Below are 22,882 nucleotides of genomic sequence, written 5' to 3'. Positions count from 1 at the left end.
GAATCCGCGGTGGGGGCCGTCCGCGGTAGCGTCGACGGATGCGCATCACGATCCTGGCCGGCGGCGTCGGCGGCGCCCGCTTCACCTCCGCGGTGCGCGAGCACCTCCGCGACCTCGAGGCGGCCGGCGGCGGTCCCTCCGAGATCACGGTCGTCACCAACACCGGCGACGACATGTGGCTGACCGGCCTCAAGGTCTGCCCCGACCTCGACTCGCTCACCTACGCGCTCGCCGGTGTCAACGACACCGAGCGCGGCTGGGGCCGGGCCGGCGAGAGCGAGCGCGTCTCGGCCGAGCTGACCGCGTTCGGCGTCGGCTGGCCGTGGTTCACCCTCGGCGACCTCGACATCGGCACGCACCTCGCCCGCACCTCGATGCTGCGCGACGGGCTCACCCTCTCCGAGGCCACCGAGCGGATCACCGCGCGCTGGCCGCTGGGCGTCCGCCTGCTGCCGATGTCCGACTCCGACGTCGAGACCCACGTCGAGGTCGACCTGCCCGGCGAGGGCGTCCGACTGCTGCACTTCGAGGAGTGGTGGGTTCGGCTGCGCGCGTCGGTGCCCGCCCGCCGCTTCGTCCAGCAGGGCGTCGAGGAGGCGCGCCCCGCCCCGGGCGTGCTCGAGGCGATCGCCGACACCGACGCGGTCCTGATCGCCCCGTCCAACCCGGTGGTGTCGATCGGGACGATCCTCGGCGTGCCCGGCATCGCGGAGGCCGTGCGGACCACCTCGGCCCCGGTCGTCGGCGTCTCGCCGATCATCGGCGGCGCGGTGGTGCGCGGCATGGCCGACCACTGCCTGCCCGCCATCGGGGTCGAGACCTCGGCGGAGGCGGTGGGCCGGCACTACGGCGCCCGCTCGGCCGGCGGCCTGCTCGACGCCTGGCTGGTCGGCGAGGAGGACGCGGCGGCGGTCGGCGCCCTCGACGGCACCGGACTGCGCGTGCACTCGGTCCCGCTCTGGCTCCGCAACCGCGACAGGTCGACGCGGCTCGCGGCCGACGCGATCGCCGCGGCCCGCGCCTGACCAGCGCCGGACACGCGCCACCGGCCGGCGCCTCCCAGCCTCGGGGGCCAGGCTGGCAGCACCCCTCACCGCACCATCGAAAGGACCACCCATGCCCGGAGCCCTCGTCCTCGCCGGAGGCGGCCTCGCCGGAATCGCCTGGGAGCTCGGCATCGTCCGCGGCCTCAGCGACGCCTCGCCCGAGGCGGCCCGCCTCCTCCTCGACCCCTCGACGACCCTGATCGGCACCTCGGCCGGCTCCGCCGTCGCCTCGCAGCTGAGCACCTCCGTCGGCCTCGACGAGGCCTACGCGTCGCAGCTGCGCGAGGAGTCCGCCGAGATCGGCGCCGTCGTCGACGTCGAGCGCCTGCAGGCGAGCTACGCCGCCGCGATCGAGGGCGCGACCTCGCCGGAGGACGCCCGGCGCCGCATCGGCGTGCTCGCCCTCGAGACCGCGACCCTGTCCGAGGAGTCCCGCCGCGACGTCATCGCCGCGCGGATCGCCGACGCCGACTGGCCCGAGCAGCGCCTCCTGATCACCGCGATCGACACCGCCACCGGAGCGCTCGCCGTCTTCGACCGCACGAGCGGCGTCGGCCTCGTCGACGCCATCGCCGCCAGCTGCGCGGTGCCCGGTGTCTGGCCGCCGGTCAGCATCGACGGCGTCCGCTACATGGACGGCGGCGTGCGCTCCGGGAGCAACGCCGACCTCGCCGCGGGTGCCGACTGGGTGGTCGTCATCACGCCGATGTCCGGGATCGGCTCGCCCGGTGTCGGCACGCTGCCCACCGCCGAGCTCGAGGCGCTGTCGGGCTCGCGCGTCGAGGTCGTCTACGCGGACGAGGCGTCGATCGCCGCCTTCGGCCCGAACTCGCTCGACCCCGAGGTCCGTCCCGCCGCCGCGCAGGCCGGCCGGGCGCAGGGCGCGCGGATCGCCGCCCGGATCGCCGCACTGGTCGGCGCGGACGAGCCGGCGCGCGCCTGACCGGCGCCCGCGTCGCTCCTCCTCAGCGCTTCACGCCGTAGCGGAGGAACACCGTCCCGTCCGCGAAGCTGCGCTGCTGCCGGAGCTCGAGGCGGCTGCGGAAGCCGTGCGGGAGGAACGGCGTTCCGCCGCCCACCGCGATCGGCGCCACGTACCAGCGGATCTCGTCGACCACGCCGGCCAGGAGCGCCTGCGCCCCGAGGGTCGCACCGCCGACGGAGACGTCGTGCGGCTTCGAGCGCACCTCCTGCGCCACGCCCACCGGATCGAACGTCCGCTCGAGCCGGGTGCGGCGGGTGCGCACGGCGGGCAGGGTCGTCGAGTAGACGACCTTGTCGGCCGCGCGCCACATCTCCTGGAAGTCGTGGATGAAGGCGAACTGCTCGGCGAGCTCGTAGCCCGCGTCCCAGCCGCGCATGGTCTCGTAGATCCGGTGGCCGTAGAGGTACGTGCCCACTCCGGTCTCGGTCTCGTTGATGAAGCGGTGCACCTCGGGGCGGGGCGTGGCCCAGCTGAACTCCCCGGTCTCGTCGACGGTGTAGCCGTCGATCGAGGCGACACCGCTGTAGACGAGCGCGCCCACATCGGCCTCCTCTGCAGCCGGCTTCGGGTTCCGACCACGCCCGCGAGGGTAGGCGTGAGAGCGCTCCAGCGCAACGGCTGTGGGAGAACAGTCGCCGAACGACGGCCGAGCGGCGGCGGCGCCCCGCGATGAACTCAGTGCCTGCTGCTGAGCAGCGCCAGCACGTCGGCGTGGCGCCCCTCGGCCTCGGCGTCGCGGAGGAAGCGCACCCGGTCGACGAGCACCTCCTCCACCTCCGGCTGCGTGGCGAGGATCCGCACCGTCTCGTCGAGGAACTCGTCCAGCGGCATCGCGCTCGGGTCGTCCTGCTGCCCCATCAGCGTCGTCTGCACGGCCGGCGGCACGAGCTCGATCACCTGCACCGGAGTCTCCGCGAGCTGCGCCCGCAGGCTCTGCGTGTAGGAGTGCACCGCGGCCTTGGTCGCGCTGTAGGTCGGGGTCGCCGGCAGCGGCACGAACGCGAGTCCCGAGGACACCGTCATCAGCACGCCGTCCGGCTTCGCGGCGATCCACGGCGTGAACGCGGTCAGCGTGCGGATCGTGCCGAGCAGGTTCGTCTCGACGATGGCCGCGGCGGTGTCGAGGTGCCCCGAGTCCTGCAGGTCCTCCGGCAGCATGATGCCGGCCATCGTGACCACGACGTCGAGGCCGGGGTGCTCCCGGGTGACCGTCTCGACCGCGGCGGCGATCGACTCCGGGTCGGTGACGTCGATCACGACCGAGTGCGAGCCGGGGTGGGCCGCCGTGAACTCGTCCAGCAGCTCGCTGCGGCGACCGCCCAGGATCACCGTGCTCCCCGCGTCGAGGAAGCGCTCGGCGAGGCCCCGGCCGATGCCCGAGGTCGCGCCGGTGATCAGGATGGTGCTGCCCGTGGTCTTCATGTGGTCTCCTCCGTGTCCCGGGCTGTCCCGCCCGGCTGACCCCAGCGTCGCCGCGTCCCGCGCGGGCCGGAAGGGCTGGACGATCCAGGGATCGGCGCTCCCTGGTCCGCGATGCGCGCGGACCGGCAGGATGAGCGCATGGACCGACCTGCGCTCGCCGAGTTCCTCCGCGGCCGACGCGAGCGGCTGCAGCCGTCCGACGTCGGCATGCCGCCCGGAGCGCGCCGCCGCACCGCGGGCCTGCGCCGGGAGGAGATCGCCGCCGCCGTCGGCATGTCCGCCGACTACTGGTCGCGGCTCGAGCAGCAGCGCGGACCGCAGCCGTCCGAGCAGATGCTCACCGCGATCGCCCGCGGCCTGCGCCTGGACCTCGACGAGCGCGACCACCTCTTCCGGCTCGCCGGGCAGACCCCACCCGCCCGGCACCGGCGCGACGAGCACGTCTCCCCAGGTCTGCTCCGTGTGCTGGACCGGCTGGACGACACTCCCGCGCTGGTCATCACCGAGCTCGGCGAGACCCTCGTGCAGAACCGCCTGGCCCGCGCCCTCTTCGGCGACGGCTCCGCCTGGACCAGCCTGGACCGCAGCGGCATCCACCGCTGGTTCGCGCACCCCGACGAGGCCCGCCGCAGCTACCCCGAGCGCGAGCACGAGCACCAGGGGCGGATGCAGACCGCCCAGCTGCGCTTCGCCGCCGCGGCACCCGACGCCGATCCGCTGGCCGCCCGGATCATCGCGTCGCTGCTCGGTCGGAGCGAGGAGTTCCGCCGCTACTGGGAGCTGCAGGAGGTCACGGCCCGCTTCGAGGACCACAAGACCCTGCGCCACCCCGAGGTCGGCGAGATCGACGTCGACTGCCAGGCCCTCTTCACCGAGAACCAGGCGCAGGTGCTGCTGGTGCTCACGCCGCGCGCCGGCTCGCCCGCCTCCGCGGAGGCGCTCCGGCTGCTCGGCGTCGTCGGCGACCAGCGGCTGACGCCGTCCGCGTAGGGCCGGTCTCGACCAGGGCGGGTGTCCGCGAGCGTCCGTCCGCGCCGGGCCGCGTGTCCGCCGCGCGCCGGGGTCCGCCTAGGGTGGAGGCGGTCGCAGCGAGCGGCCGCGAAGGGTTCCTCATGAAGATCAGCCAGCTGCGTCACTTCGTGGCCGTCGCCGAGGAGCTCCACTTCGTGCGCGCCGCCGAGAAGCTCGGCATCTCCCGCGCGAAGCTCGACTCCTCCGTCGCCGCCGTCGAGCTCGACCTCGGCCGCCCGCTCTTCGAGCCGGGCGCCGCTGCCACGACCCTCACCGCCGCCGGCCGCCAGCGCCTCGCCTCGGCCCGCGAGGAGCTCGCCGCCCTCGGCGACGAGCCGGAGGAGGCCCCCAAGTCCGGCGGCAAGGCCAAGGCCTCGAAGGGCACCGGCCGCGCCCCCGTCGTCAAGGGCCAGCCCAAGCCCTACAAGCGCCGCCAGTCCCGCTGAGCCGAGGTCTCGCGAGATTCTCCAGTGGGCCCTACCGGGCTCGAACCGATGACATCCACGGTGTAAACGTGGCGCTCTACCAACTGAGCTAAAGGCCCCCGTCGCGGCCGGGCCGCGGACGATCGGGATCGATCCTACGACACGGCTCGCACAGCTACTCTCGGCGCATGGCGGACACGGACGACACCCGCGCGAGGCGCCGGGCCGAGAGCCGCTGGCCGGCCTCCGCCGCGATCCTCGTGGCCGTGGCGCTCAACCTCGTCGGGCACGATCCCGGCACGTCGGTCGTCCGGATCGCCGCGGCGGTCCTGACGCTCGCGCTGCTGATCCCGCTGTTCGTCGTCAACCCGCGGCGGCTGGACACCGAGACCCGCTGGTCCCGCGGAGTGTCGATCGCCCTCGCGGTCGTGCTCGCCGCGGCGAACCAGATCAACGTCGTCCGGGTCGTGATCGACCTCGTCGACGGATCCGCCGACGGCCCGCTGCTGCTGCTCACCGCGCTGCAGGTCTGGGTGACGAACGTCGTCGCCTACGCGCTGATCTTCTGGGAGCTCGACCGCGGCGGCCCCGTCTCCCGCGGCACGCTCGAGCGCTCGCAGCTGCCGCCCGCCGACTTCGCCTTCCCGCAGGACACCTACCGCGACACCGTCAGCGAGGTCGCGGTCGGCTCCTCCGAGAAGGCCGACTGGCGCCCGGGCTTCGTCGACTACCTCTACGTCTCGACGACGAACACCATGGCGTTCAGCCCCACCGACACGATGCCGCTGTCCAGCCGGGTGAAGCTCCTGATGGCCCTCGAGGGCTTCACCGGCTTCGTCCTGCTGGCCCTGGTCATCTCCCGGGCGGTGAACATCCTCAACTGACGCCCTGGCGTGTGCACCCCTGCACCCCTCCCGCGAGATGCCACTTGTGCGCGCGACACGCCGTGAAAAGCGATCACAAGTGGCATCTCGCGGAGAGCGTCAGGCGTGGGCCGGAGTGAGCGCGTCGATCGCGGCGCGGTAGTCGTCCATCGAGCGGGCCTCGCCGGGGGCGGTGATGAAGGTGTCGCGGATGACGCCCTCCTTGTCGATGAGGAAGGTCGCGCGCGTCGCGTAGCCCTTGCCCTCGAGGAAGACGCCGTACTGCTTGGCGACGTCCCCGTGCGGCCAGAAGTCGGAGAGCAGCGTGAAGTCGTAGCCCTGCTTCTCGCCCCAGGCGCGCAGGGTGTGCTTGGAGTCGACCGAGATGCCGATCAGCTCGACCTCCGCGTGCTCGAACAGCGAGAGGTTCTCGCGCAGCGCGCAGAACTCGCCGGTGCAGGTGCCGGAGAAGGCGAGCGGGAAGAAGACGAGGGCGACGTTGCGTCGCCCGTGGAAGTCGCCGAGCTGGATGCGCTCGCCGTACTGGTTCGCGAGTTCGAAGTCGGGAGCCAGCGTGAGCTTCTCGAGAGCCATCGGACGATGTCCTTCCATGCGCACGAATGTCGCGCGAGCACGAGGGGCAATGCTAGACCCGCTCCGCCGATCGGCCAAGGGACCGCGACGATCGGCCGCTGGACGCGCTCCCGCTGGAGAAATCCCACAGTGCCCTGTGCGGTTCCGTCGTGGATCGCCACACATGACCGGAATCGCTAGGCTTGCACGGGTGCCCGCGCGCTCCTCGTCATCCGAGGGTCCTGCGCGCGGATCCGCACCGCTTCATGAGAGTGATGTCTCGGGCACGATCTGCCCCCAGAGAGAGGTCGAGGGTGACTGTTAACGATCAGGACCCGTATTCCGTCGGACACGTCGACTCGGATCCCGAGGAAACGTCGGAGTGGAACGAGTCGCTGGACGCGCTCGTCGAGGAGCGGGGTGCCGGTCGCGGACGCGACGTCATGCTCAGCCTCCTCAAGCGCTCCAAGGAGCTGCACCTCGGCGTTCCGATGGTGCCGACGACGGACTACATCAACACCATCGCGGCCGAGAACGAGCCCGACTTCCCCGGCGACGAGGACGTCGAGCGCCGCTACCGCGCGTGGATCCGCTGGAACGCGGCCATCCTCGTGCACCGCGCGCAGCGCCCCGGCATCGGCGTCGGCGGCCACATCTCGACGTACGCGTCGAGCGCCTCGCTCTACGAGGTCGGCTTCAACCACTTCTTCCGCGGCCAGGACCACCCGGGCGGCGGCGACCAGATCTTCATCCAGGGCCACGCCTCCCCCGGCCCCTACGCGCGCGCCTTCCTCGAGGGACGCCTGAGCGAGCACCAGCTCGACGGCTTCCGCCAGGAGAAGTCGCACCAGGGCGGCGGGCTCTCCAGCTACCCGCACCCGCGCCTCATGCCGGAGTTCTGGCAGTTCCCGACCGTGTCGATGGGCCTCGGCCCGATCAACGCGATCTACCAGGCGCAGGCGAACAAGTACCTCACCAACCGCGGCATCAAGGACGCCTCCGACCAGCAGGTCTGGGCGTTCCTCGGCGACGGCGAGATGGACGAGGTCGAGTCGCGCGGTCAGCTCCAGGTCGCCGCGAACGACGGCCTCGACAACCTCAACTTCATCATCAACTGCAACCTGCAGCGCCTCGACGGCCCGGTCCGCGGCAACGGCAAGATCGTCCAGGAGCTGGAGTCGTTCTTCCGCGGCGCCGGCTGGAACGTCATCAAGCTCATCTGGGGCCGCGAGTGGGACGACCTGCTCGCCCGCGACACCGAGGGCGCGCTGCTCGACCTGATGAACAAGACGCCCGACGGCGACTTCCAGACCTTCAAGACCGAGGACGGCGCCTACGTCCGCGAGAACTTCTTCGGCCGCGACGAGCGCGCGAAGAAGCTCGTCGAGGACTACAGCGACGAGCAGATCTGGGGCCTGCGCCGCGGTGGTCACGACTACCGCAAGATCTACGCCGCCATGAAGGCCGCGACGGAGCACAAGGGCCAGCCGACCGTCATCCTCGCGCACACCATCAAGGGCTACGGTCTCGGCCGCAGCTTCGAGGGCCGCAACGCGACCCACCAGATGAAGAAGATGACGCTCGACAACCTGAAGGGCTTCCGCGACACCATGCGGATCCCGATCACGGATGCCCAGCTCGAGGAGAACCCCTACCTCCCGCCGTACTACCACCCCGGTCAGGGCGACGAGGCGATCGAGTACATGCAGGAGCGCCGCCGCGCGCTCGGCGGCTACCTGCCCGAGCGCCGGTCGAAGTACACGCAGCTCTCGCTGCCGGACGACTCGGCCTACAAGATCGGCAAGAAGGGCTCCGGGACGCAGGAGATCGCCACCACCATGGCGTTCGTCCGCATCCTGAAGGACATCCTGCGCTCGAAGGACTTCGGCAACCGCGTCGTCCCGATCATCCCCGACGAGGCCCGCACATTCGGCATGGACGCGTTCTTCCCGAACGCGAAGATCTACAACCCGCGCGGCCAGCACTACACGTCGGTCGACCGCGAGCTGCTCCTGGCCTACAAGGAGAGCCCGCAGGGTCAGATCCTGCACGTCGGCATCAACGAGGCGGGCGCCCTCGCGGCGTTCACCGCGGTCGGCACGTCCTACTCGACGCAGGGCGAGCCGCTCATCCCGGTCTACGTCTTCTACTCGATGTTCGGCTTCCAGCGCACGGCCGACGCGATCTGGGCGGCGGGCGACATGATGGCCCGCGGCTTCATGATCGCGGCGACCGCCGGTCGCACCACGCTGACCGGTGAGGGCCTCCAGCACGCGGACGGCCACTCGCCGATCCTCGCGGCCACCAACCCGGCCGTCGTCAGCTACGACCCGGCGTACAGCTACGAGATCGCGCACATCGTGCAGTCCGGTCTCGAGCGGATGTACGGCGGGAAGCACCCGGAGCCGAACGTCATGTACTACGTGACGGTCTACAACGAGCCGATCGTGCACCCGAAGGAGCCCGAGGACGTGGACGTGGACGGCATCGTCCGCGGCATCCACCGCGTGTCCTGGGGTCAGTGGGACGGCCCGAAGGCCCAGCTGCTCGCGTCCGGCGTCGCCGTGCCGTGGGCGATCGAGGCGCAGAAGCTCCTCGCCGAGGACTGGGGTGTGTCGGCCGACGTCTGGTCGGTCACCTCGTGGAACGAGCTGCGGCGCGACGGCATCAACGCCGAGCACCACAACTTCCTCTACCCCGAGGACGAGGCGCAGGTCCCCTACGTCACGCAGAAGCTCGCCGACGCGAAGGGCCCCTTCGTCGCCGTCTCGGACTTCTCGCACCAGGTCCCCGACCAGCTGCGCCAGTTCATCCCGGGCGACTTCGCGACGCTCGGAGCGGACGACTTCGGCTTCTCGGACACCCGCGCCGCCGCGCGTCGCCACTTCAAGATCGACGGACCGTCGGTCGTGGTGCGGACGCTGCAGCTGCTCGCCAAGCGCGGCGAGGTCGACCCCTCGCTCTCCGCCCAGGCGATCCAGAAGTACAGCCTCCACGACGTGAACGCCGGCACCACCGGCAACGCGGGCGGCGAGAGCTGACGGACGGCTCGGTGCTCTCCTCCGACGACGCGCAGTCGACGCGGGGCACTGCCCCTTCCGCGGAGCGTCCGGCCACCCGGCCGGGCGCTCCGCGCACGAAGGAGCAGACCCTCGCGTGGCTCCGGACCCTCTCGGGCGAGCTGTCCACGCAGACCATCAAGAAGCTCGAGGACACGCTGCCCTGGTACGGCAGCATGCCGCCGGGCCGCCGCTCCGCGGTGGGCATGGTCGCGCAGGCCGGCATCACCTCGTTCATCTCCTGGTTCGACGACCCCTCGGCGACGCCGTGGATCGCCGCCGACGTCTTCGGAGCGGCTCCCCGCGAGCTGCTCCGCTCCGTCTCGCTGACGCAGACCCTCCAGCTGATCAAGGTCACCGTCGAGGTCGTCGAGGAGCGGATCACCAACCGCGGCGAGGACCTGCGCGAGGCGATCCTGCTCTACTCGCGGGAGATCGCCTTCGCCGCGGCCGACGTCTACGCCCGTGCGGCGGAGGCGCGCGGCCTCTGGGACGCCCGTCTCGAGGCCCTCGTCGTCGACTCGATCCTGACCGGCGAGGCCGACGACGAGCTGCCGAGCCGGATCGCGGCGCTCGGCTGGCACGGCCACGGCGAGGTCGCGGTGCTCGTGGGCACCGCGCCGAAGATGCTCGACGTCGACCAGCTCCGCCGCACCGCCCGGCACATGAGCGCCGACGTGCTGATCGGGGTGCAGGGCAGCCGGCTCGTGCTGGTGATCGGCCGCGCCGAGCCGAGTGAGAACGCGACGGAGGAGACCGGCCCGCCGGTCGCCTTCCTCGAGATCGCCAATGCGCTCGAGCCGGGCTTCGGCTCCGGTCACCTGGTCCTCGGCCACGAGGTCCCGACGCTCGTCGAGGCCTCGCGCAGCGCTCGCGCCGCCCTGGCCGGCTTCGCGGTCGCGCGCTCCTGGCGCAACGCCCCGCGGCCGGTGAACGCCGACGATCTGCTGCCCGAGCGGGCCCTGGCCGGCGATCCCCTCGCCCGGCAGAGCCTGATCACCCAGATCTACAAGCCTCTGCAGAAGCACTCGACCGAGCTGCTCACCACGCTGTGGGCGTACCTCGACAACGGCCGCTCGCTCGAGGCGACGGCCCGCGAGCTCTTCGTGCACCCCAACACCGTCCGCTACCGCCTGAAGCGCGTGGCGGAGGTGATCGGCTGGGACGCGACGGGCGCCCGCGAGGCGCTCATCCTCCAGTCGGCCCTCATCCTCGGCTCGATGAGCGACCCGGACGGAGCGGTCCGCCGCCGTCCGACGCGCAAGTGAGCCGCACCCCTCCTCGCACCCCGTTGTAGAACCGCCACAAGCTCTTTGTGGTTTGTCAGTACCTCAGAGCGCCGCACGAACCGGCGCGGATCGGAAGACTGAAAGCGTGATCGTCGTCGTCGCCCCGGGTCAGGGCTCCCAGACCCCCGGATTCCTCGAGCCGTGGCTCGCCGTCCCCTCGGTGGCCGAGCAGGTCGCCGCCCACTCGGAGGCGGTCGGCATCGACCTCGCCGCCCACGGCACCGTCTCGGACGCGGACACGATCCGCGACACCGCGGTCGCCCAGCCGCTGATCGTCTCCGCCGGACTGGTCAGCCTGGCCGCGCTGCTCGAGGGCGGCCGCCGCGAGCGCATCGCGGGCATCGCCGGCCACTCGGTCGGCGAGATCACCGCTGCGGCGGGAGCGGGAGTCCTCTCCGAGCCCGACGCCCTCGTCTTCGTCCGCGAGCGCGCCCGCGCCATGGCCGCCGCGGCCGCCGCGACGCCCACCGCGATGAGCGCCGTCCTCGGCGGCGACGAGGAGGCGCTCCTCGCCCGCCTCGACGAGCTCGGTCTCGAGCCGGCCAACTACAACGGCGGCGGCCAGATCGTCGTCGCCGGCGCGGTCGACGCCCTGCAGGCGCTGAAGGACGAGCCCCTCCGCGGCACCCGCGTCGTCCCGCTCCAGGTCGCCGGCGCCTTCCACACCCGCTACATGGCGCCCGCCCGCGATTCCCTCGCCGACGTCGCCGCCTCGATCACCCCGGCCGACCCGACGCTGCGCCTCTGGACGAACAACGACGGCTCCGTCGTCGACAGCGGCTCCCGCTTCCTCGAGCTGCTCGTCGGCCAGGTCGCCTCGCCCGTCCGCTGGGACCTCTGCATGGCCGCCTTCGCCGAGGCGGGCGTCACCGGCCTGATCGAGCTGGCCCCCGCCGGCGCCCTCGTCGGCCTCGCCAAGCGCGGCCTCAAGGGCCTCCCGACCCTCGCGATCAAGACCCCCGACGACCTCGACGCCGCCCGCGCCTTCATCGACGAGCACGCCGCCTAGCAGGAGAGACCCATGACGACCCCTTCCCTCACCCAGTCCAGCGGCAGCCAGTACACCCGCATCCTCGGCATCGGCGCGGCCCGCGGCGACCTCGTCGTCCCCAACGACGACCTCGTCGGCCCGATCAACTCCTCCGACGAGTGGATCCGCCAGCGCACCGGCATCGTCGAGCGCCGCCGCGCCTCCTCCGAGATCCAGGCCGTCGACCTCGCGACGACCGCCTCCCTCGAGGCGATCGAGAAGGCCGGGATCCGCGCGGACCAGATCGGACTCGTGCTGGTCTCCACGATCAGCAACACCGTGCAGACCCCGTCGCTGGCGGCGCTCCTCGCCGACCGGATCGGCGCGAACCCGGCCCCCGCCTACGACATCTCCGCCGCCTGCGCCGGCTACACCTACGGCATCGCCCAGGCCGACTCGTTCGTCCGCTCCGGCCTCGCCGAGTACGTCCTCGTCGTCGGCGCCGAGAAGCTCTCCGACATCGTGAAGTCGACCGACCGCAGCATCTCCTTCCTCCTCGGCGACGGCGCCGGCGCCGCGATCGTCGGCCCGAGCGACACCGCCGGCATCTCGAAGACCGTCTGGGGCTCCGACGGCTCCAAGTGGGACACCGTCGGGATGGACAACCCGCTCGCCGCCTACCGCGACGGCGTCGCCGAGTGGCCGACGCTGCGCCAGGACGGCCCGTCCGTCTTCCGCTGGGCGGTCTGGGAGATGGCCAAGGTCGCCAAGCAGGCGCTGGCCGAGGCGGGCGTCGCGCCCGAGGACCTCGCCGCCTTCATCCCGCACCAGGCGAACATGCGCATCATCGACGAGCTCGCCAAGCAGCTGAAGCTGCCCGAGACCGTGACCATCGGCCGCGACATCGAGACGACCGGCAACACCTCGGCCGCCTCCATCCCGCTCGCGACCCACCGCCTGCTCGAGGAGCACCCCGAGCTCAGCGGCGGACTCGCCCTGCAGATCGGCTTCGGCGCCGGACTCGTCTTCGGCGCGCAGGTCGTGGTGCTCCCGTAGGGGGCGCAGGCCCACCCCTAAACTGACCTACGGTCACACGACGAACACCCCGATCTCGACGAACACCGAGTTCGAGAACACTCTGATCGAACACCCCTCAAGGAGAGAACCATGGCACTGTCCAACGAAGAAGTCCTCGCCGGCCTGGCCGAACTGGTCAACGACGAGACCGGCATCGCGACCGATTCCGTCGAGATGGAGAAGTCGTTCACCGACGACCTCGACATCGACTCCATCTCGATGATGACCATCGTGGTCAACGCCGAGGAGAAGTTCGACGTGAAGATCCCGGACGACGAGGTCAAGAACCTCAAGACGGTCGGCGACGCGGTCACCTTCATCGTCAAGGCCTCCGCGTAACCAGCGCCCCGCGCACCCCGTCCACGCGGCGGACACCCCGGCCAGGGCTCCGAGCCCGGCCGGGGTGCGCCCGGCACCCACCCGTCACGGAACAGAGATCGTCGTCATGAGTCCCAAGAAAATCGTCGTCACCGGCATCGGAGCCAGCACGCCCCTCGGCGGCACCGCTCGCGAGTCCTGGAACGCCCTTCTCGCGGGCGAGTCCGGCGTCAGCACGATCCAGGCCGACTGGGTGACCGAGCTCGAGCTCCCCGTCACCTTCGCCGCCCAGGCCAAGGTGCGCCCCGAGGAGGTCCTCCCCCGGCCCGAGGCCAAGCGCCTCGACCCCTCCAGCCAGTTCGCCCTGATCTCCGCCCGCGAGGCCTGGGCCGACTCCGGCATCACCGACGTCGACCCGCTGCGCGTCGGCGTCGACTACTCCACCGGCATCGGCGGACTCTGGACCCTCATCGACGCGTGGGACACCCTCCGCGAACGCGGTCCCCGCCGCGTCCTCCCGATGACCATCCCCATGCTCATGCCCAACGCCGCCGCGGCCGCGATCAGCATGTCGATCCCCTCCCGCGCCTACGCCCGCACCGACGTGTCGGCCTGCGCCTCCAGCACCGAGGCGATCGCCAACGCCTACGAGCACCTCCAGCGCGGCCTCGCCGACGTCGTCATCGCCGGCGGCACCGAGTCGGTCGTCCACCCGCTCCCCCTCGCCGCCTTCGCGTCGATGCAGGCCCTCTCGCGCCGCAACGACGATCCGGCCACCGCCTCCCGCCCCTACGACGTCTCCCGCGACGGCTTCGTCCTCGGCGAGGGCGCCGCCACCCTCGTCCTCGAGACCGAGGAGCACGCCCTCGCCCGCGGCGCCCGCATCTACGCCGAGCTCGCCGGCGGCGCCGTCACCAGCGACTCGTACCACATCACCGCCCCGGACCCCGAGGGCTCCGCCGCCGCCCGCGCCATGATCGAGGCCCTCGAGCAGGCCGGCGCCGCCCGCACCGACGTCACCCACGTCAACGCCCACGCGACCAGCACCCCCGTCGGCGACATCGCCGAGTACCGCGCCCTCGCCCGCGTGTTCGGCGACCACCTCCCGAACATCGCCGTCTCCGCCACCAAGGCCGCGACCGGCCACCTCCTCGGCGGCACCGGCGCCCTCGAGGCGATCTTCACCGTCCTCGCCCTGCACGAGCGCACCGCCCCGCCCACGATCAACCTCACCGAGCAGGACCCGCAGATCCCGCTCGACGTCGTCACCAGCCCGCGCGACCTCGGAGCAGGGCCCCTCTTCGCCCTCTCCAACTCGTTCGGGTTCGGGGGGCACAATGCTGTTGCCGCGTTCCGGTCGGTGTAACGGGGCGTAGGTCCGTCACTCCGAGCGGAACGCGGGCTGCGCCGCGTATCGCGCGGCGCAGGCGCGTCGGCTCCCTGCGGGGTCGCGTTCCGCAGGGCCGGTGCGGTTCGGCGACGGCGATCCGCTGGAACGCGGATCGTCGGATACGCCTCATGGCGCGAGGGTGGTCGTTCACCGCGAGCCCTCGCTCACAGTCCTGGGAACCAGGACCGCATCGCCTTCGGCTCGCTCCGTCCGACACCTCCCCCAGCACTCGACCATGCTGGTCGAGTAGCCCCGCAGGGGCTTATCGAGACCCACCCATCGTCGACCTACGTTCTTGCGGTGGCGGATCTCGATATGCCCGCTCCGCGGGCTACTCGATCACCATGGCGTTCGTGTCTCGATGGTGAAGAAGAGGACGCAGCATCGCCCCTTCATGCTGGTCGAGTAGCCCCGCAGGGGCGTATCGAGACCCACCGTCCTCAAGAGGGCGGTCTGCAGACCCGTCCTTCAGGGGGTGGTGGATCTCGATACGCCCGCTCCGCGGGCTACTCGATCAGCATGACGACCTTGCTGGTCGCGTAGCCCCGAAGGGGCGTATCGAGACCGCCGTCCCCAGCACGGCGGACCAGCAGCCGGATCCCGCCGTTCCGACGAGCAGAAGAGCGCCTCACGAGCCGAAGATGCGCCCACCCCTAGAGAGTCGCGCGCACCGTATCGCCGCGCCCCACGAGGCGCATCCGGCGATTCGCGTGCCAGCGAATCGCCGTCGCCGTTCGCACCCCGCTCTGCAGAACGCGACCACCTCCCCGAGCCGACCGCGCTGCGCCGCGCAGGGAGCGGCGCAGAAAACGGACACAGCGTCGGCTGAGCGGAGCTCAGCCGACGCTGTGCATCCAGATGACCCGCGCGAAGTCGCTGGCGGCGCGGAAGGGCTCGAGCTCGTCCTCCCAGGCCTGGCCGAGGGCGAGGCGCAGCTCACGGTGCAGCTCGATGGGGTCGGCGCCGGCGGTCTCCATGGCGGAGCGGATGCGGTCCTCGGGGACGACGGTGTTGCCGGCGCTGTCCGTCTGCGCGTAGAAGACGCCCAGCTCGGGAGTGTGCATCCAGCGGCCGCCGTCGACGCCCGGCGAGGGGTCCTCGGTCACCTCGTAGCGGACGTCGGCCCAGCCGCGGAGCGCGGAGGCGATCGCCGCACCGGTGCCGACCGGTCCCTCCCAGGCGAACTCGGTGCGCTGGGCGCCGCGCTGCACCGGCTGCTCGATCCAGTCGAAGTTCACGGCACGACCGAGAGCGCGACCCGCTCCCCATTCCAGATGGGGGCAGAGCGCGCGGGGGGCGGAGTGCACGAAGAGCACACCCCGAGTCTGTTGCGTCACCACGCTGTCCTCCGTCCGTCCTGGTGCGTCTTCCCCAACGACCTGGACCACGAGCGACGTGCAGTGCCTTCTTGTGCGGTGGACGAGCCACCAGTCGAGATTATGCAGGACCCTCCGCGCCACGACAAGGCGCCTCGCCGCTCCCGCCGCCGGGTCGCGCAGATCCCCTGCCTATACTCGGGAAAGTCCGCCCGAACCGCGGCGTCGCCCGGCTCCGGGCCCGCGACCCGCTCGAGAGGAGCCCCGTGTCGGTCCGCGACGGTCTGCTCGCTCTCCTCACCCTCGGTCCCGCCTACGGGCTGCAGCTGCACGCCGAGCTGCTCGATCGGGCGGCCCACCGCCGACGGGTCAACGTCGGGCAGATCTACTCCACACTCGACCGGCTGCGCGAGCGCGGCCTCGTCGCGGCGGCGGGATCGACGGAGGACGGACTCCCCCTGCACGCGCTCACCGACGAGGGCCGGGCCGAGGCGCTCGCCTGGCTGAGCGGCGAGGGCGCCTCCGCCGAGGAGGACTGGGACGACGTCCTCGATCGCATCCTCCTCGCCTCGAGCCTCTCCGACGCCGACCTCGACGCGGTCCTCGACGCCTACGCGAGCACGCTCCCCGAGGAGCAGGAGGCGCTGGACGAGCACCCGCAGCGCCGCCTCGCCGCGCGCGCCGTGCAGGTGCGCGACGACGCGCTGCACCGGCTCCTCGACGCCGCCCGGGAGGAGCTCATCGGAGCCGTCGACGGAGCGGCCGTCCGCGGCTACGCCCTCGAGCGCCCCCGGCGCGGACGCAAGGCGGCGGCGCGGGACGACGCCGCGACCGAGGTGCCGCTGAGCGCACAGAACGACCGGCACGAGACAGGCGCGGGCGCCGTCGCCTAGGGTGGGGGCTATGATCCGTTCGCCTCTCGGCCTCCGCGTGTCCACCTCCGCGCGCCGACGGCTCGTCGCAGCCGGGGCGGGCACGGTCCTCGTCCTCTGCGCCGCCCTGGCCGCACCGATGGCGGCCTCCGCCTACGACCCGGCCGACTACCCGTCCTGGTCGGACGTCGAGGCCGCGAAGTCGAGCGAGACTGCGACCGCCGCCGAGGTCGACCGCATCACCGCGATCCTCGCCGATCTGCGCGATCAGGCCGCCGCCCTCACCGACGCCGCCATCTCCCGCGCGTCCGAGGCCGACGCCGCGCAGAGCGCGCTCGACGAGGCCACCCAGCGGGTGACCGCCCTCGAGGAGCGCGCCGCCGCCGCCCGTGCCGACGCGGACGCCGCGAAGGAGCAGGCCGGCCGGCTCGCCGCCCAGCTGTACCGCAACGGCGGAACCGACGCGACGCTGAACCTCCTGGTCGGCGGCGAGCAGTCCGACAAGCTGCTCTACCGCCTCGGCACCATGAGCCAGCTCACCCTGCAGACCAGCCGCCTCCAGAGCGACGCCGAGACGACCGAGAACGCCGCCGCCTCCCTCGCCGACCAGGCGGAGCAGGCGCGCACGGAGCGGCTCTCCCTCGTCAGCGCCGCGCAGGACGCGCTCGCGACGGCGCAGGCCGCGCAGTCCGAGGCCGACGCGAAGGTCGCCGACCAGGAGCAGTACAGCGCCGGGCTCTACGAGCAGCTCGCCTCGCTCAAGAACACCACGGCCGCGCTCGAGGAGGAGTTCGCCACCGGTCAGGAGGCGAAGGCCGCGTTCGAGGAGCAGGAGCGCCTCTCCCGCCTCGCCGCCGAGGCGGAGGCCCGGCGTCAGCAGGCCGCGAAGGCGCCGTCCGCACCCTCCGCCCCCGCACCGGCTGCGCCCGCGGCCCCGTCGACAAACGGAGGCGGCGGCCCGGTCGAGCTCGGCAACGACGACGCATCCGGCAAGGACAGCAGCGCGAAGACCATCGCCGCGCTCGGCACCTACGCCGGCCGGACCGACGGCATGTCGCCGGCGCAGGCGCAGAACTACGCGCGCTCCGTCATGGGTGTGCACGGCTGGGGCCAGGACCAGGCCGACAGCTGCCTCATCCCGCTCTGGAACGGCGAGTCGGGCTGGCGCTGGAACGCGCTGAACCGCTCCTCGGGCGCCTACGGCATCCCGCAGGCGCTGCCGGCGAGCAAGATGGCGACCTACGGCGCGGACTACCAGACCAACGCCGCGACCCAGATCGACTGGGGTCTGGCCTACATCTCCGACCGCTACGGCTCGCCGTGCGCGGCCTGGTCGGCCTGGAACAACCGCTCGCCGCACTGGTACTGAACCACCGCACCGCAGCCTCGATCGGGCAGTCGCCTCACTTCGCCTCGTCGTAGGCGTCGACGATCGCGACGGTGACCGGGAAGTCGATGTCCTGATCGCCGAACAGCGCCCGCCCCGCGCGCACCGCGGCCTCGCGCACGACCGCGGCGACCCGCTCCGCCTCCTCCGCGGGCGCGTGCACGATCACCTCGTCGTGCAGGAAGTACACGAGGTGCGCGAGCGCGCCCTCCGCGCGCAGCCGGGCTCGGAGCTCGCCCATCCAGCAGAGCGCCCACTCGGCAGCCGTGCCCTGCACGACGAAGTTGCGGGTGAAGCGCCCCCAGTCGCGGGCGCGCTGACCACCGGCGTCGACGTCGCCGGGCGGTGAGCTGCGCCCGAGCCGCGTCGACACCCGCTCGCCCCGCTCGCCGGCGCGGGCGGCCGCCTCGACGTGCGCGACGGAGAGCGGGTACGCGCGCGTGAGTCGCGGGAGCAGCCGCCCGGCCTCGCCGCTGGTCGCCCCGTACATCGCGCCGAGCATCGCCACCTTGGCCCGCGGTCGGTCCGGGACGACTCCCGCGTCGACGATGCCCTGGTAGAGGTCCTTGCCCCGACCCGCGGCGGCCATCACGGAGTCGCCCGCCAGCGCGGCCAGGATGCGCGGCTCCAGCTGCGCCGCATCGGCGACCACCAGCTTCCAGCCCTCGTCGGCGGTCACTGCGGCGCGGATCTGCCGCGGCAGCTGCAGCGCTCCCCCGCCCGACGTCGCCCAGCGGCCGGTGACGACGCCGCCGACGACGTACTCGGGCCGGAAGCGCCCGTCGTGCACCCAGGCGTCGAGCCAGGCCCAGCCGTTGGCGGTCAGCAGGCGCGAGAGCTTCTTGTACTCCAGCAGCGGCGGGATCACCGGATGCTCGATCGAGGTCAGCTCCCAGGAGCGGGTCGACTCGACCGTGAGTCCGGCGCGGCGGAGCGCGCGCAGGAGGTCCGCCGGCGAGTCGGGGTTCAGCTCGGGCGCGTCCAGTTCCCGGCGGATGTCGTCGGCCAGGGCCTCGAGGCGGGCCGGCCGGCCGCCGAAGCGCGGACGCGGGCCGAGCAGGTCGGTGAGGACGCGGTCGTGGACGTCGGCGCGCCACGGCAGCCCGGCCGCGGCGATCTCGCGGGCGATCAGCGCGCCGACCGACTCCGCGGCGAGCAGGAGCCGCAGGCGCCCGCCCTGCGCGGCCGCCGCCAGCGCCTCCTCCTGCCGGGCGAGCTCGACCAGCGGGTCCAGCTCGTCCGTCTCCGCGGGCGCCTCCTCGAAGCCGAGCAGCGTGTCGCCGGCGACCGGGGCGGCGGCCCCGGCGTCCCAGGCGTCGGGAGTCGAGCGGGCGAGTGGCGAGCGCGCCGTCTGCTCCGAACGGCGGAGGATCGCCCGGGCGAGGCGGAGATCGTGGCAGCGCGCGATGTGCACGCCCTCGGCCAGGAGCGCCGGGTACCAGCGGGCGGTGTCGTCCCAGACCCAGCGCGGCCGCTCCGCCTCCCGCTCTCGGACGAAGGCGGCCAGCTCGACCGGACCGCGCCCGCCGCCCACCTCGGCCCCCGAGCCGTCCGCGACGACCGCCCGCCACTCCCCCGTGGGGCCACCGGTGAGCGCGAGGAGCATCCGGCCATTCTCCACCGCGGCGGCGCGAGCTCGGACGACGGCCTCGGCCGCCGGACTCACGGCGCGGGCGCCCCGGCCGGTCTCGACGCCGGGTAGCCCGGGAACGGCTTCTCCTGCGCGGTCAGCGGCTGATGCGCCCACAGCGTGGCCGCGATGGTCTCCATCGACCGCGAGTAGCCCACCAGCGTCCGCTTGCCCGGCTCCGCGGCCCAGGTGACCGCCCGGAACCAGCTCTCGCGGTAGGGCCCCGTCTCGATCCGCCGGATCAGCCCGATCCGCCCGGTCCGCATCGCGTCCACCATCACCCACTCGTCGGGCCCGCTGCTGCGCAGCATCTGGAGGGGACTCCACTCGATCATCTCGCCTCCTGCCCGGTCGATCCGCTGCCGTGGCGAGCACGGGCGCCGCGGCGTACACTCGCAGACTATCGAACACATGTTCGAACGGCCAGTCGAGTCCGGCGGGTCGAGCGGAGCAGGCGGGAGCACCCACGATGGCGGTGATCGACGAGACGGCGATGGTCGCGACCGACGGCGACGGAGTGCCCGTCGCGCTCGAATGGCGCGGCGCCAGCTATCGGGTGAGCGACCGGCCGACGGTCTGGACGCGCACCAGCGACTGGTGGGCGCCGCTCGACGGCTTCCCGCCGACGTTCGGCGGCGTGCCGGTCAGCATCGGCGGCTGGCGCTTCCAGGCGACCGATCTCGAGACGGGCGGAGCGTTCGTGCTCGACGTCGTCGCCTCGACGGATCCGTGCTGGAGCGTGGTGCGGTGCTACGAGTGAGGGCGGGTGCGTGCGACCCCGGACCCCGCTACTTGCTGTCGGACCAGGGCGCCTTCGTCATGGCGACCAGAGCCGCGACTCCGGAGACGAGGCCGACACCGGCGATGGCGGCTACGACGAGCCAGAGCACGAGTTCCATAGGGCCAGTCTACCGAGTGCGTCGAGCCCCCGTTCCATCGCCCGGCTCTGCAATAGCGTGAGCGGAATGACCGACTCCCCCACGCGCGCGAGCGTCGGACTGCGCTCCGAGCGCGGTCCGATCCTCCTGGCGCTGATGATCTCGACCGCACTGGTCGCCCTCGACGCGACCATCCTCTCGACCGCGGTGCCCTCGATCGTCGCGGACCTCGGCGGCTTCGAGCAGTTCCCCTGGCTGTTCTCCATCTATCTCCTCGCCCAGGCGGTCTCCGTCCCCCTCTACGGCAAGTTCTCCGACGTGATCGGGCGGAAGCCCATCATGCTGATCGGGATCGGCCTCTTCCTCGTCGGCTCGCTGCTCTGCGGCCTGGCCTGGAGCATGCCGGCGCTGATCGCCTTCCGCGCCCTGCAGGGCCTCGGCGCCGGGGCCATCCAGCCGATGGGCATCACCATCGCCGGCGACATCTACACGGTCGCCGAGCGGGCGAAGACCCAGGGCTACCTCGCCAGCGTCTGGGGCATCTCCTCGGTCGTCGGCCCCACTCTCGGCGGCGTGCTCTCGGACCTGGGCGCCTGGCGCTGGATCTTCCTGGTCAACATCCCGCTCTGCCTGCTCGCGGCCTTCCTCCTGATCCGCAGCTTCCGCGAGACCACCCGCGGCGAGCGCACCCCGCTCGACCTCGCCGGCGCCTCGGTGCTCGCCGTCGGCACCGCGCTGCTGATCCTCGGCCTGCTCGAGGGCGGCAACGCCTGGCCCTGGCTCTCGCCCGCTGGCGTCGGCGTCTTCGTCGTCGCGGCGCTCGCCTTCGCCGGCTTCGTCGCCATCGAGCGCCGGACGGTCGCCCCGGTGCTGCCGCTCTGGGTGCTCACGCGGCGGGTGCTGCTCTCGACGAGTCTCGTCTCGGTGACGGTGGGCGCGATCACGCTCGGCGTCACCTCCTACTTCCCGACCTTCGCGCAGGGCGTCCTCGGCAGCTCCGCCCTCGGCGCCGGCTTCGCGGTCGCCGCGATGACGATCGGCTGGCCGATCGCGGCGAGCCTCTCCGGCAGGCTCTACCTGCGGATCGGCTTCCGCCGCACGGCCTTCCTCGGCGCGGCGCTGGTCACGGTCGGCACCGGGCTGACGATCCTCCTCGGCGCCTCGTCGAGCCTCTGGGAGATCGCGGGCTTCTGCGTGCTGATCGGCGCCGGGATGGGCCTGGTCGCGACTCCGACCCTCATCCGCGCGCAGGCGAGCGTCGAGTGGAACGAGCGCGGCGTCGTGTCCTCGACGAACTTCTTCGCCCGCAACATCGGCAGCGCGATCGCCGTCGCGGTGTTCGGCGCGATCGTCAACGCCCAGGCCGGTGGCGGCGATTCGACGCCCGAGGGACTCGCGGCCGGCACCCGCTTCGTCTGCATCGCGCTGACGGTGCTCGCCGTCGGCATGCTCTTCGCCGTCCGCGCCATGCCGAAGGACGACCCGCGACCGGCCGAGGCTCCGGCCGCGACCCCCGCGGAGTCCTAGCGCGGAGCGCGGCGGGCGGCGGAGAGGGCCCTCAGCCGCTCCACGTGCCGGCGCCGGGTGCGGTGGATCCAGCGCTGCACCGGGTCGCCGAGCCCGGGGTGCCTGCGCAGCGTGTGCAGGGCGCGGTCGAGGCGCCGCACCATGTCGGCCGCGGCGCCGAACGGTCGCGCCGAGATGCCGACCTCCAGGTGGCGGTCGTAGACGATCCGGTGGCGCAGGCCCAGATGCACGCTGATCTCGACGTCGTCGTGCACGTAGGGATCGTCGCGGTGCATCTCCCCCGCGATCTCCTGCCAGGCCGAGCGGCGGACGGCGCAGTTCGAGCCGAAGAGCGGCCAGTTGGCCAGCGCGGAGCCCATCAGCACGAAGTACGCGTCCATGTAGACGATCCGGGCGAGGTTCCGCGCGACCGGGCCGAGCTCGACGAACCGGCCGGGGCCGGTCACCGCTCCGACGCCCGGGGCGGCGAAGTGCGCGGCGATCCGCGCGAGCCAGTGCCGGTCCGGCTGAGAATCGGCGTCCAGCCGGGCGAGCACGTCGCCCTCCGCCTCGTCGAAGCCGTGCGCCGTGCTGGCCGGGATGCCGGTCCCGCCGTGCACGATCACCCGGGCGCCCGCCGCACGGGCGATGTCCGCGCTGTCGTCGGTGCTGCCGTCGTCGACGACGACGATCTCGAAGGGGGCGAGGGTCTGCTCGGCGAGGAGGGCGAGCAGCCGCTCGAGGTGCCGGGCGTCGTCCTTGACGGGGACGACGACGGAGATGCGTCGGGAGTCCATCAGGACAGTCAACTCGATCCGGGCCCCCGCCCGGACATCCGCCACGCCCGCGACCGCGGCGGTCGGCG

22 protein-coding genes and 1 tRNA gene are annotated in these 22,882 nt (G+C 72.6%); 15 read left to right on the top strand and 8 right to left on the bottom strand.

The features are described 5' to 3' along the window. Window positions 1-38 precede the first annotated feature (38 nt). Together cofD and EDF17_RS06200 are read left to right on the top strand one after the other, a co-directional pair. Window positions 39-1,025, top strand: a complete 987-nt coding sequence (gene cofD, locus EDF17_RS06205) for a 2-phospho-L-lactate transferase (RefSeq protein ID WP_123445672.1) — start codon at window positions 39-41, stop codon at window positions 1,023-1,025. 91 nt (window positions 1,026-1,116) lie between these two features. Further along, window positions 1,117-1,989, top strand: coding sequence for a patatin-like phospholipase family protein (locus EDF17_RS06200; RefSeq protein WP_123445671.1), 873 nt, complete (start codon window positions 1,117-1,119; stop codon window positions 1,987-1,989). A gap of 22 nt (window positions 1,990-2,011) precedes the next feature. Here EDF17_RS06200 and EDF17_RS06195 read toward each other — a convergent pair whose 3' ends face one another. Then, window positions 2,012-2,572 carry a dihydrofolate reductase family protein gene (locus tag EDF17_RS06195; RefSeq protein WP_123445670.1) on the bottom strand — a complete coding sequence of 187 codons (561 nt, stop codon included), beginning with the start codon at window positions 2,570-2,572 and terminating at the stop codon, window positions 2,012-2,014. Between the two features lie 134 nt (window positions 2,573-2,706). Continuing rightward, a complete protein-coding gene (locus tag EDF17_RS06190; RefSeq protein ID WP_123445669.1) occupies window positions 2,707-3,453 on the bottom strand; it encodes an SDR family NAD(P)-dependent oxidoreductase in 747 nt (248 codons plus the stop codon). Between the two features lie 138 nt (window positions 3,454-3,591). Here EDF17_RS06190 and EDF17_RS06185 point away from each other — a divergent pair, with 138 nt between their 5' ends. Then, window positions 3,592-4,443: a helix-turn-helix transcriptional regulator gene (locus EDF17_RS06185; protein ID WP_123445668.1), complete on the top strand. Its 852-nt coding sequence runs from the start codon at window positions 3,592-3,594 to the stop codon at window positions 4,441-4,443. Between the two features lie 122 nt (window positions 4,444-4,565). Beyond that, window positions 4,566-4,910, top strand: coding sequence for a LysR family transcriptional regulator (locus tag EDF17_RS06180; protein ID WP_123445667.1), 345 nt, complete (start codon window positions 4,566-4,568; stop codon window positions 4,908-4,910). A gap of 25 nt (window positions 4,911-4,935) precedes the next feature. Here the strand turns inward: EDF17_RS06180 and EDF17_RS06175 are convergent. Then, a tRNA-Val gene (locus tag EDF17_RS06175) sits at window positions 4,936-5,008 on the bottom strand. A 69-nt stretch (window positions 5,009-5,077) separates the two neighbouring features. Between EDF17_RS06175 and EDF17_RS06170 the strand changes: the two genes are divergently transcribed. Next, window positions 5,078-5,773, top strand: a complete 696-nt coding sequence (locus tag EDF17_RS06170) for a hypothetical protein (protein ID WP_123445666.1) — start codon at window positions 5,078-5,080, stop codon at window positions 5,771-5,773. A gap of 99 nt (window positions 5,774-5,872) precedes the next feature. Here EDF17_RS06170 and EDF17_RS06165 read toward each other — a convergent pair whose 3' ends face one another. After that, a complete protein-coding gene (locus EDF17_RS06165) occupies window positions 5,873-6,346 on the bottom strand; it encodes a peroxiredoxin (RefSeq protein WP_123445665.1) in 474 nt (157 codons plus the stop codon). 293 nt (window positions 6,347-6,639) lie between these two features. On the opposite strand from EDF17_RS06165, the gene aceE reads away from it, so the two are divergent. The 6 genes from aceE to EDF17_RS06135 all read left to right on the top strand — a co-directional run bounded on the left by aceE (window position 6,640) and on the right by EDF17_RS06135 (window position 14,404). Further along, window positions 6,640-9,366: a pyruvate dehydrogenase (acetyl-transferring), homodimeric type gene (gene aceE / locus EDF17_RS06160; protein ID WP_123445664.1), complete on the top strand. Its 2,727-nt coding sequence runs from the start codon at window positions 6,640-6,642 to the stop codon at window positions 9,364-9,366. 140 nt (window positions 9,367-9,506) lie between these two features. Continuing rightward, window positions 9,507-10,652, top strand: a complete 1,146-nt coding sequence (locus EDF17_RS06155) for a helix-turn-helix domain-containing protein (protein ID WP_243587289.1) — start codon at window positions 9,507-9,509, stop codon at window positions 10,650-10,652. 106 nt (window positions 10,653-10,758) lie between these two features. Further along, a complete protein-coding gene (locus EDF17_RS06150) occupies window positions 10,759-11,682 on the top strand; it encodes an ACP S-malonyltransferase (protein WP_123445662.1) in 924 nt (307 codons plus the stop codon). A gap of 12 nt (window positions 11,683-11,694) precedes the next feature. After that, window positions 11,695-12,699 carry a beta-ketoacyl-ACP synthase III gene (locus tag EDF17_RS06145; protein ID WP_123445661.1) on the top strand — a complete coding sequence of 335 codons (1,005 nt, stop codon included), beginning with the start codon at window positions 11,695-11,697 and terminating at the stop codon, window positions 12,697-12,699. A gap of 111 nt (window positions 12,700-12,810) precedes the next feature. Continuing rightward, the gene (locus EDF17_RS06140) at window positions 12,811-13,059 is read left to right on the top strand and encodes an acyl carrier protein (protein ID WP_123445660.1); all 249 of its coding nucleotides are present in this window, start codon (window positions 12,811-12,813) and stop codon (window positions 13,057-13,059) included. Between the two features lie 106 nt (window positions 13,060-13,165). Further along, window positions 13,166-14,404 (top strand): beta-ketoacyl-[acyl-carrier-protein] synthase family protein, encoded by a 1,239-nt coding sequence (locus tag EDF17_RS06135; protein WP_123445659.1) that lies wholly within the window; start codon window positions 13,166-13,168, stop codon window positions 14,402-14,404. A gap of 860 nt (window positions 14,405-15,264) precedes the next feature. Here EDF17_RS06135 and EDF17_RS06130 read toward each other — a convergent pair. Then, window positions 15,265-15,768, bottom strand: a complete 504-nt coding sequence (locus EDF17_RS06130) for a DUF3145 domain-containing protein (RefSeq protein ID WP_243732804.1) — start codon at window positions 15,766-15,768, stop codon at window positions 15,265-15,267. Between the two features lie 242 nt (window positions 15,769-16,010). On the opposite strand from EDF17_RS06130, the gene EDF17_RS06125 reads away from it, so the two are divergent. Both EDF17_RS06125 and EDF17_RS06120 read left to right on the top strand, forming a co-directional pair. After that, window positions 16,011-16,637: a PadR family transcriptional regulator gene (locus EDF17_RS06125; RefSeq protein ID WP_133671920.1), complete on the top strand. Its 627-nt coding sequence runs from the start codon at window positions 16,011-16,013 to the stop codon at window positions 16,635-16,637. Between the two features lie 10 nt (window positions 16,638-16,647). Next, window positions 16,648-17,985, top strand: a complete 1,338-nt coding sequence (locus EDF17_RS06120) for a hypothetical protein (RefSeq protein WP_243732803.1) — start codon at window positions 16,648-16,650, stop codon at window positions 17,983-17,985. Between the two features lie 34 nt (window positions 17,986-18,019). Here EDF17_RS06120 and EDF17_RS06115 read toward each other — a convergent pair whose 3' ends face one another. Both EDF17_RS06115 and EDF17_RS06110 read right to left on the bottom strand, forming a co-directional pair. After that, window positions 18,020-19,609, bottom strand: a complete 1,590-nt coding sequence (locus tag EDF17_RS06115) for a bifunctional 3'-5' exonuclease/DNA polymerase (protein WP_123445656.1) — start codon at window positions 19,607-19,609, stop codon at window positions 18,020-18,022. A 56-nt stretch (window positions 19,610-19,665) separates the two neighbouring features. After that, window positions 19,666-19,968, bottom strand: a complete 303-nt coding sequence (locus tag EDF17_RS06110; RefSeq protein ID WP_123445655.1) for a hypothetical protein — start codon at window positions 19,966-19,968, stop codon at window positions 19,666-19,668. 134 nt (window positions 19,969-20,102) lie between these two features. Between EDF17_RS06110 and EDF17_RS06105 the strand changes: the two genes are divergently transcribed. After that, window positions 20,103-20,393, top strand: coding sequence for a hypothetical protein (locus tag EDF17_RS06105; RefSeq protein WP_123445654.1), 291 nt, complete (start codon window positions 20,103-20,105; stop codon window positions 20,391-20,393). A gap of 205 nt (window positions 20,394-20,598) precedes the next feature. Further along, on the top strand, window positions 20,599-22,038 hold the full coding sequence (locus EDF17_RS06100) for an MDR family MFS transporter (protein WP_123445653.1): 1,440 nt from the start codon (window positions 20,599-20,601) through the stop codon (window positions 22,036-22,038). Here EDF17_RS06100 and EDF17_RS06095 read toward each other — a convergent pair. Next, on the bottom strand, window positions 22,035-22,814 hold the full coding sequence (locus EDF17_RS06095) for a glycosyltransferase family 2 protein (protein ID WP_123445652.1): 780 nt from the start codon (window positions 22,812-22,814) through the stop codon (window positions 22,035-22,037). The genes EDF17_RS06100 and EDF17_RS06095 overlap by 4 nt on opposite strands. Window positions 22,815-22,882: the final 68 nt, after the last annotated feature.

It is taken from the genome of Rathayibacter sp. PhB1 (genome assembly GCF_004362935.1).
In the GTDB taxonomy this organism is placed as follows: Bacteria; Actinomycetota; Actinomycetes; order Actinomycetales; family Microbacteriaceae; genus Rathayibacter; species Rathayibacter festucae.
The sequence above is the reverse complement of the archived record's forward strand: the minus strand, read 5'-3'. Positions and strand labels throughout refer to the sequence as shown.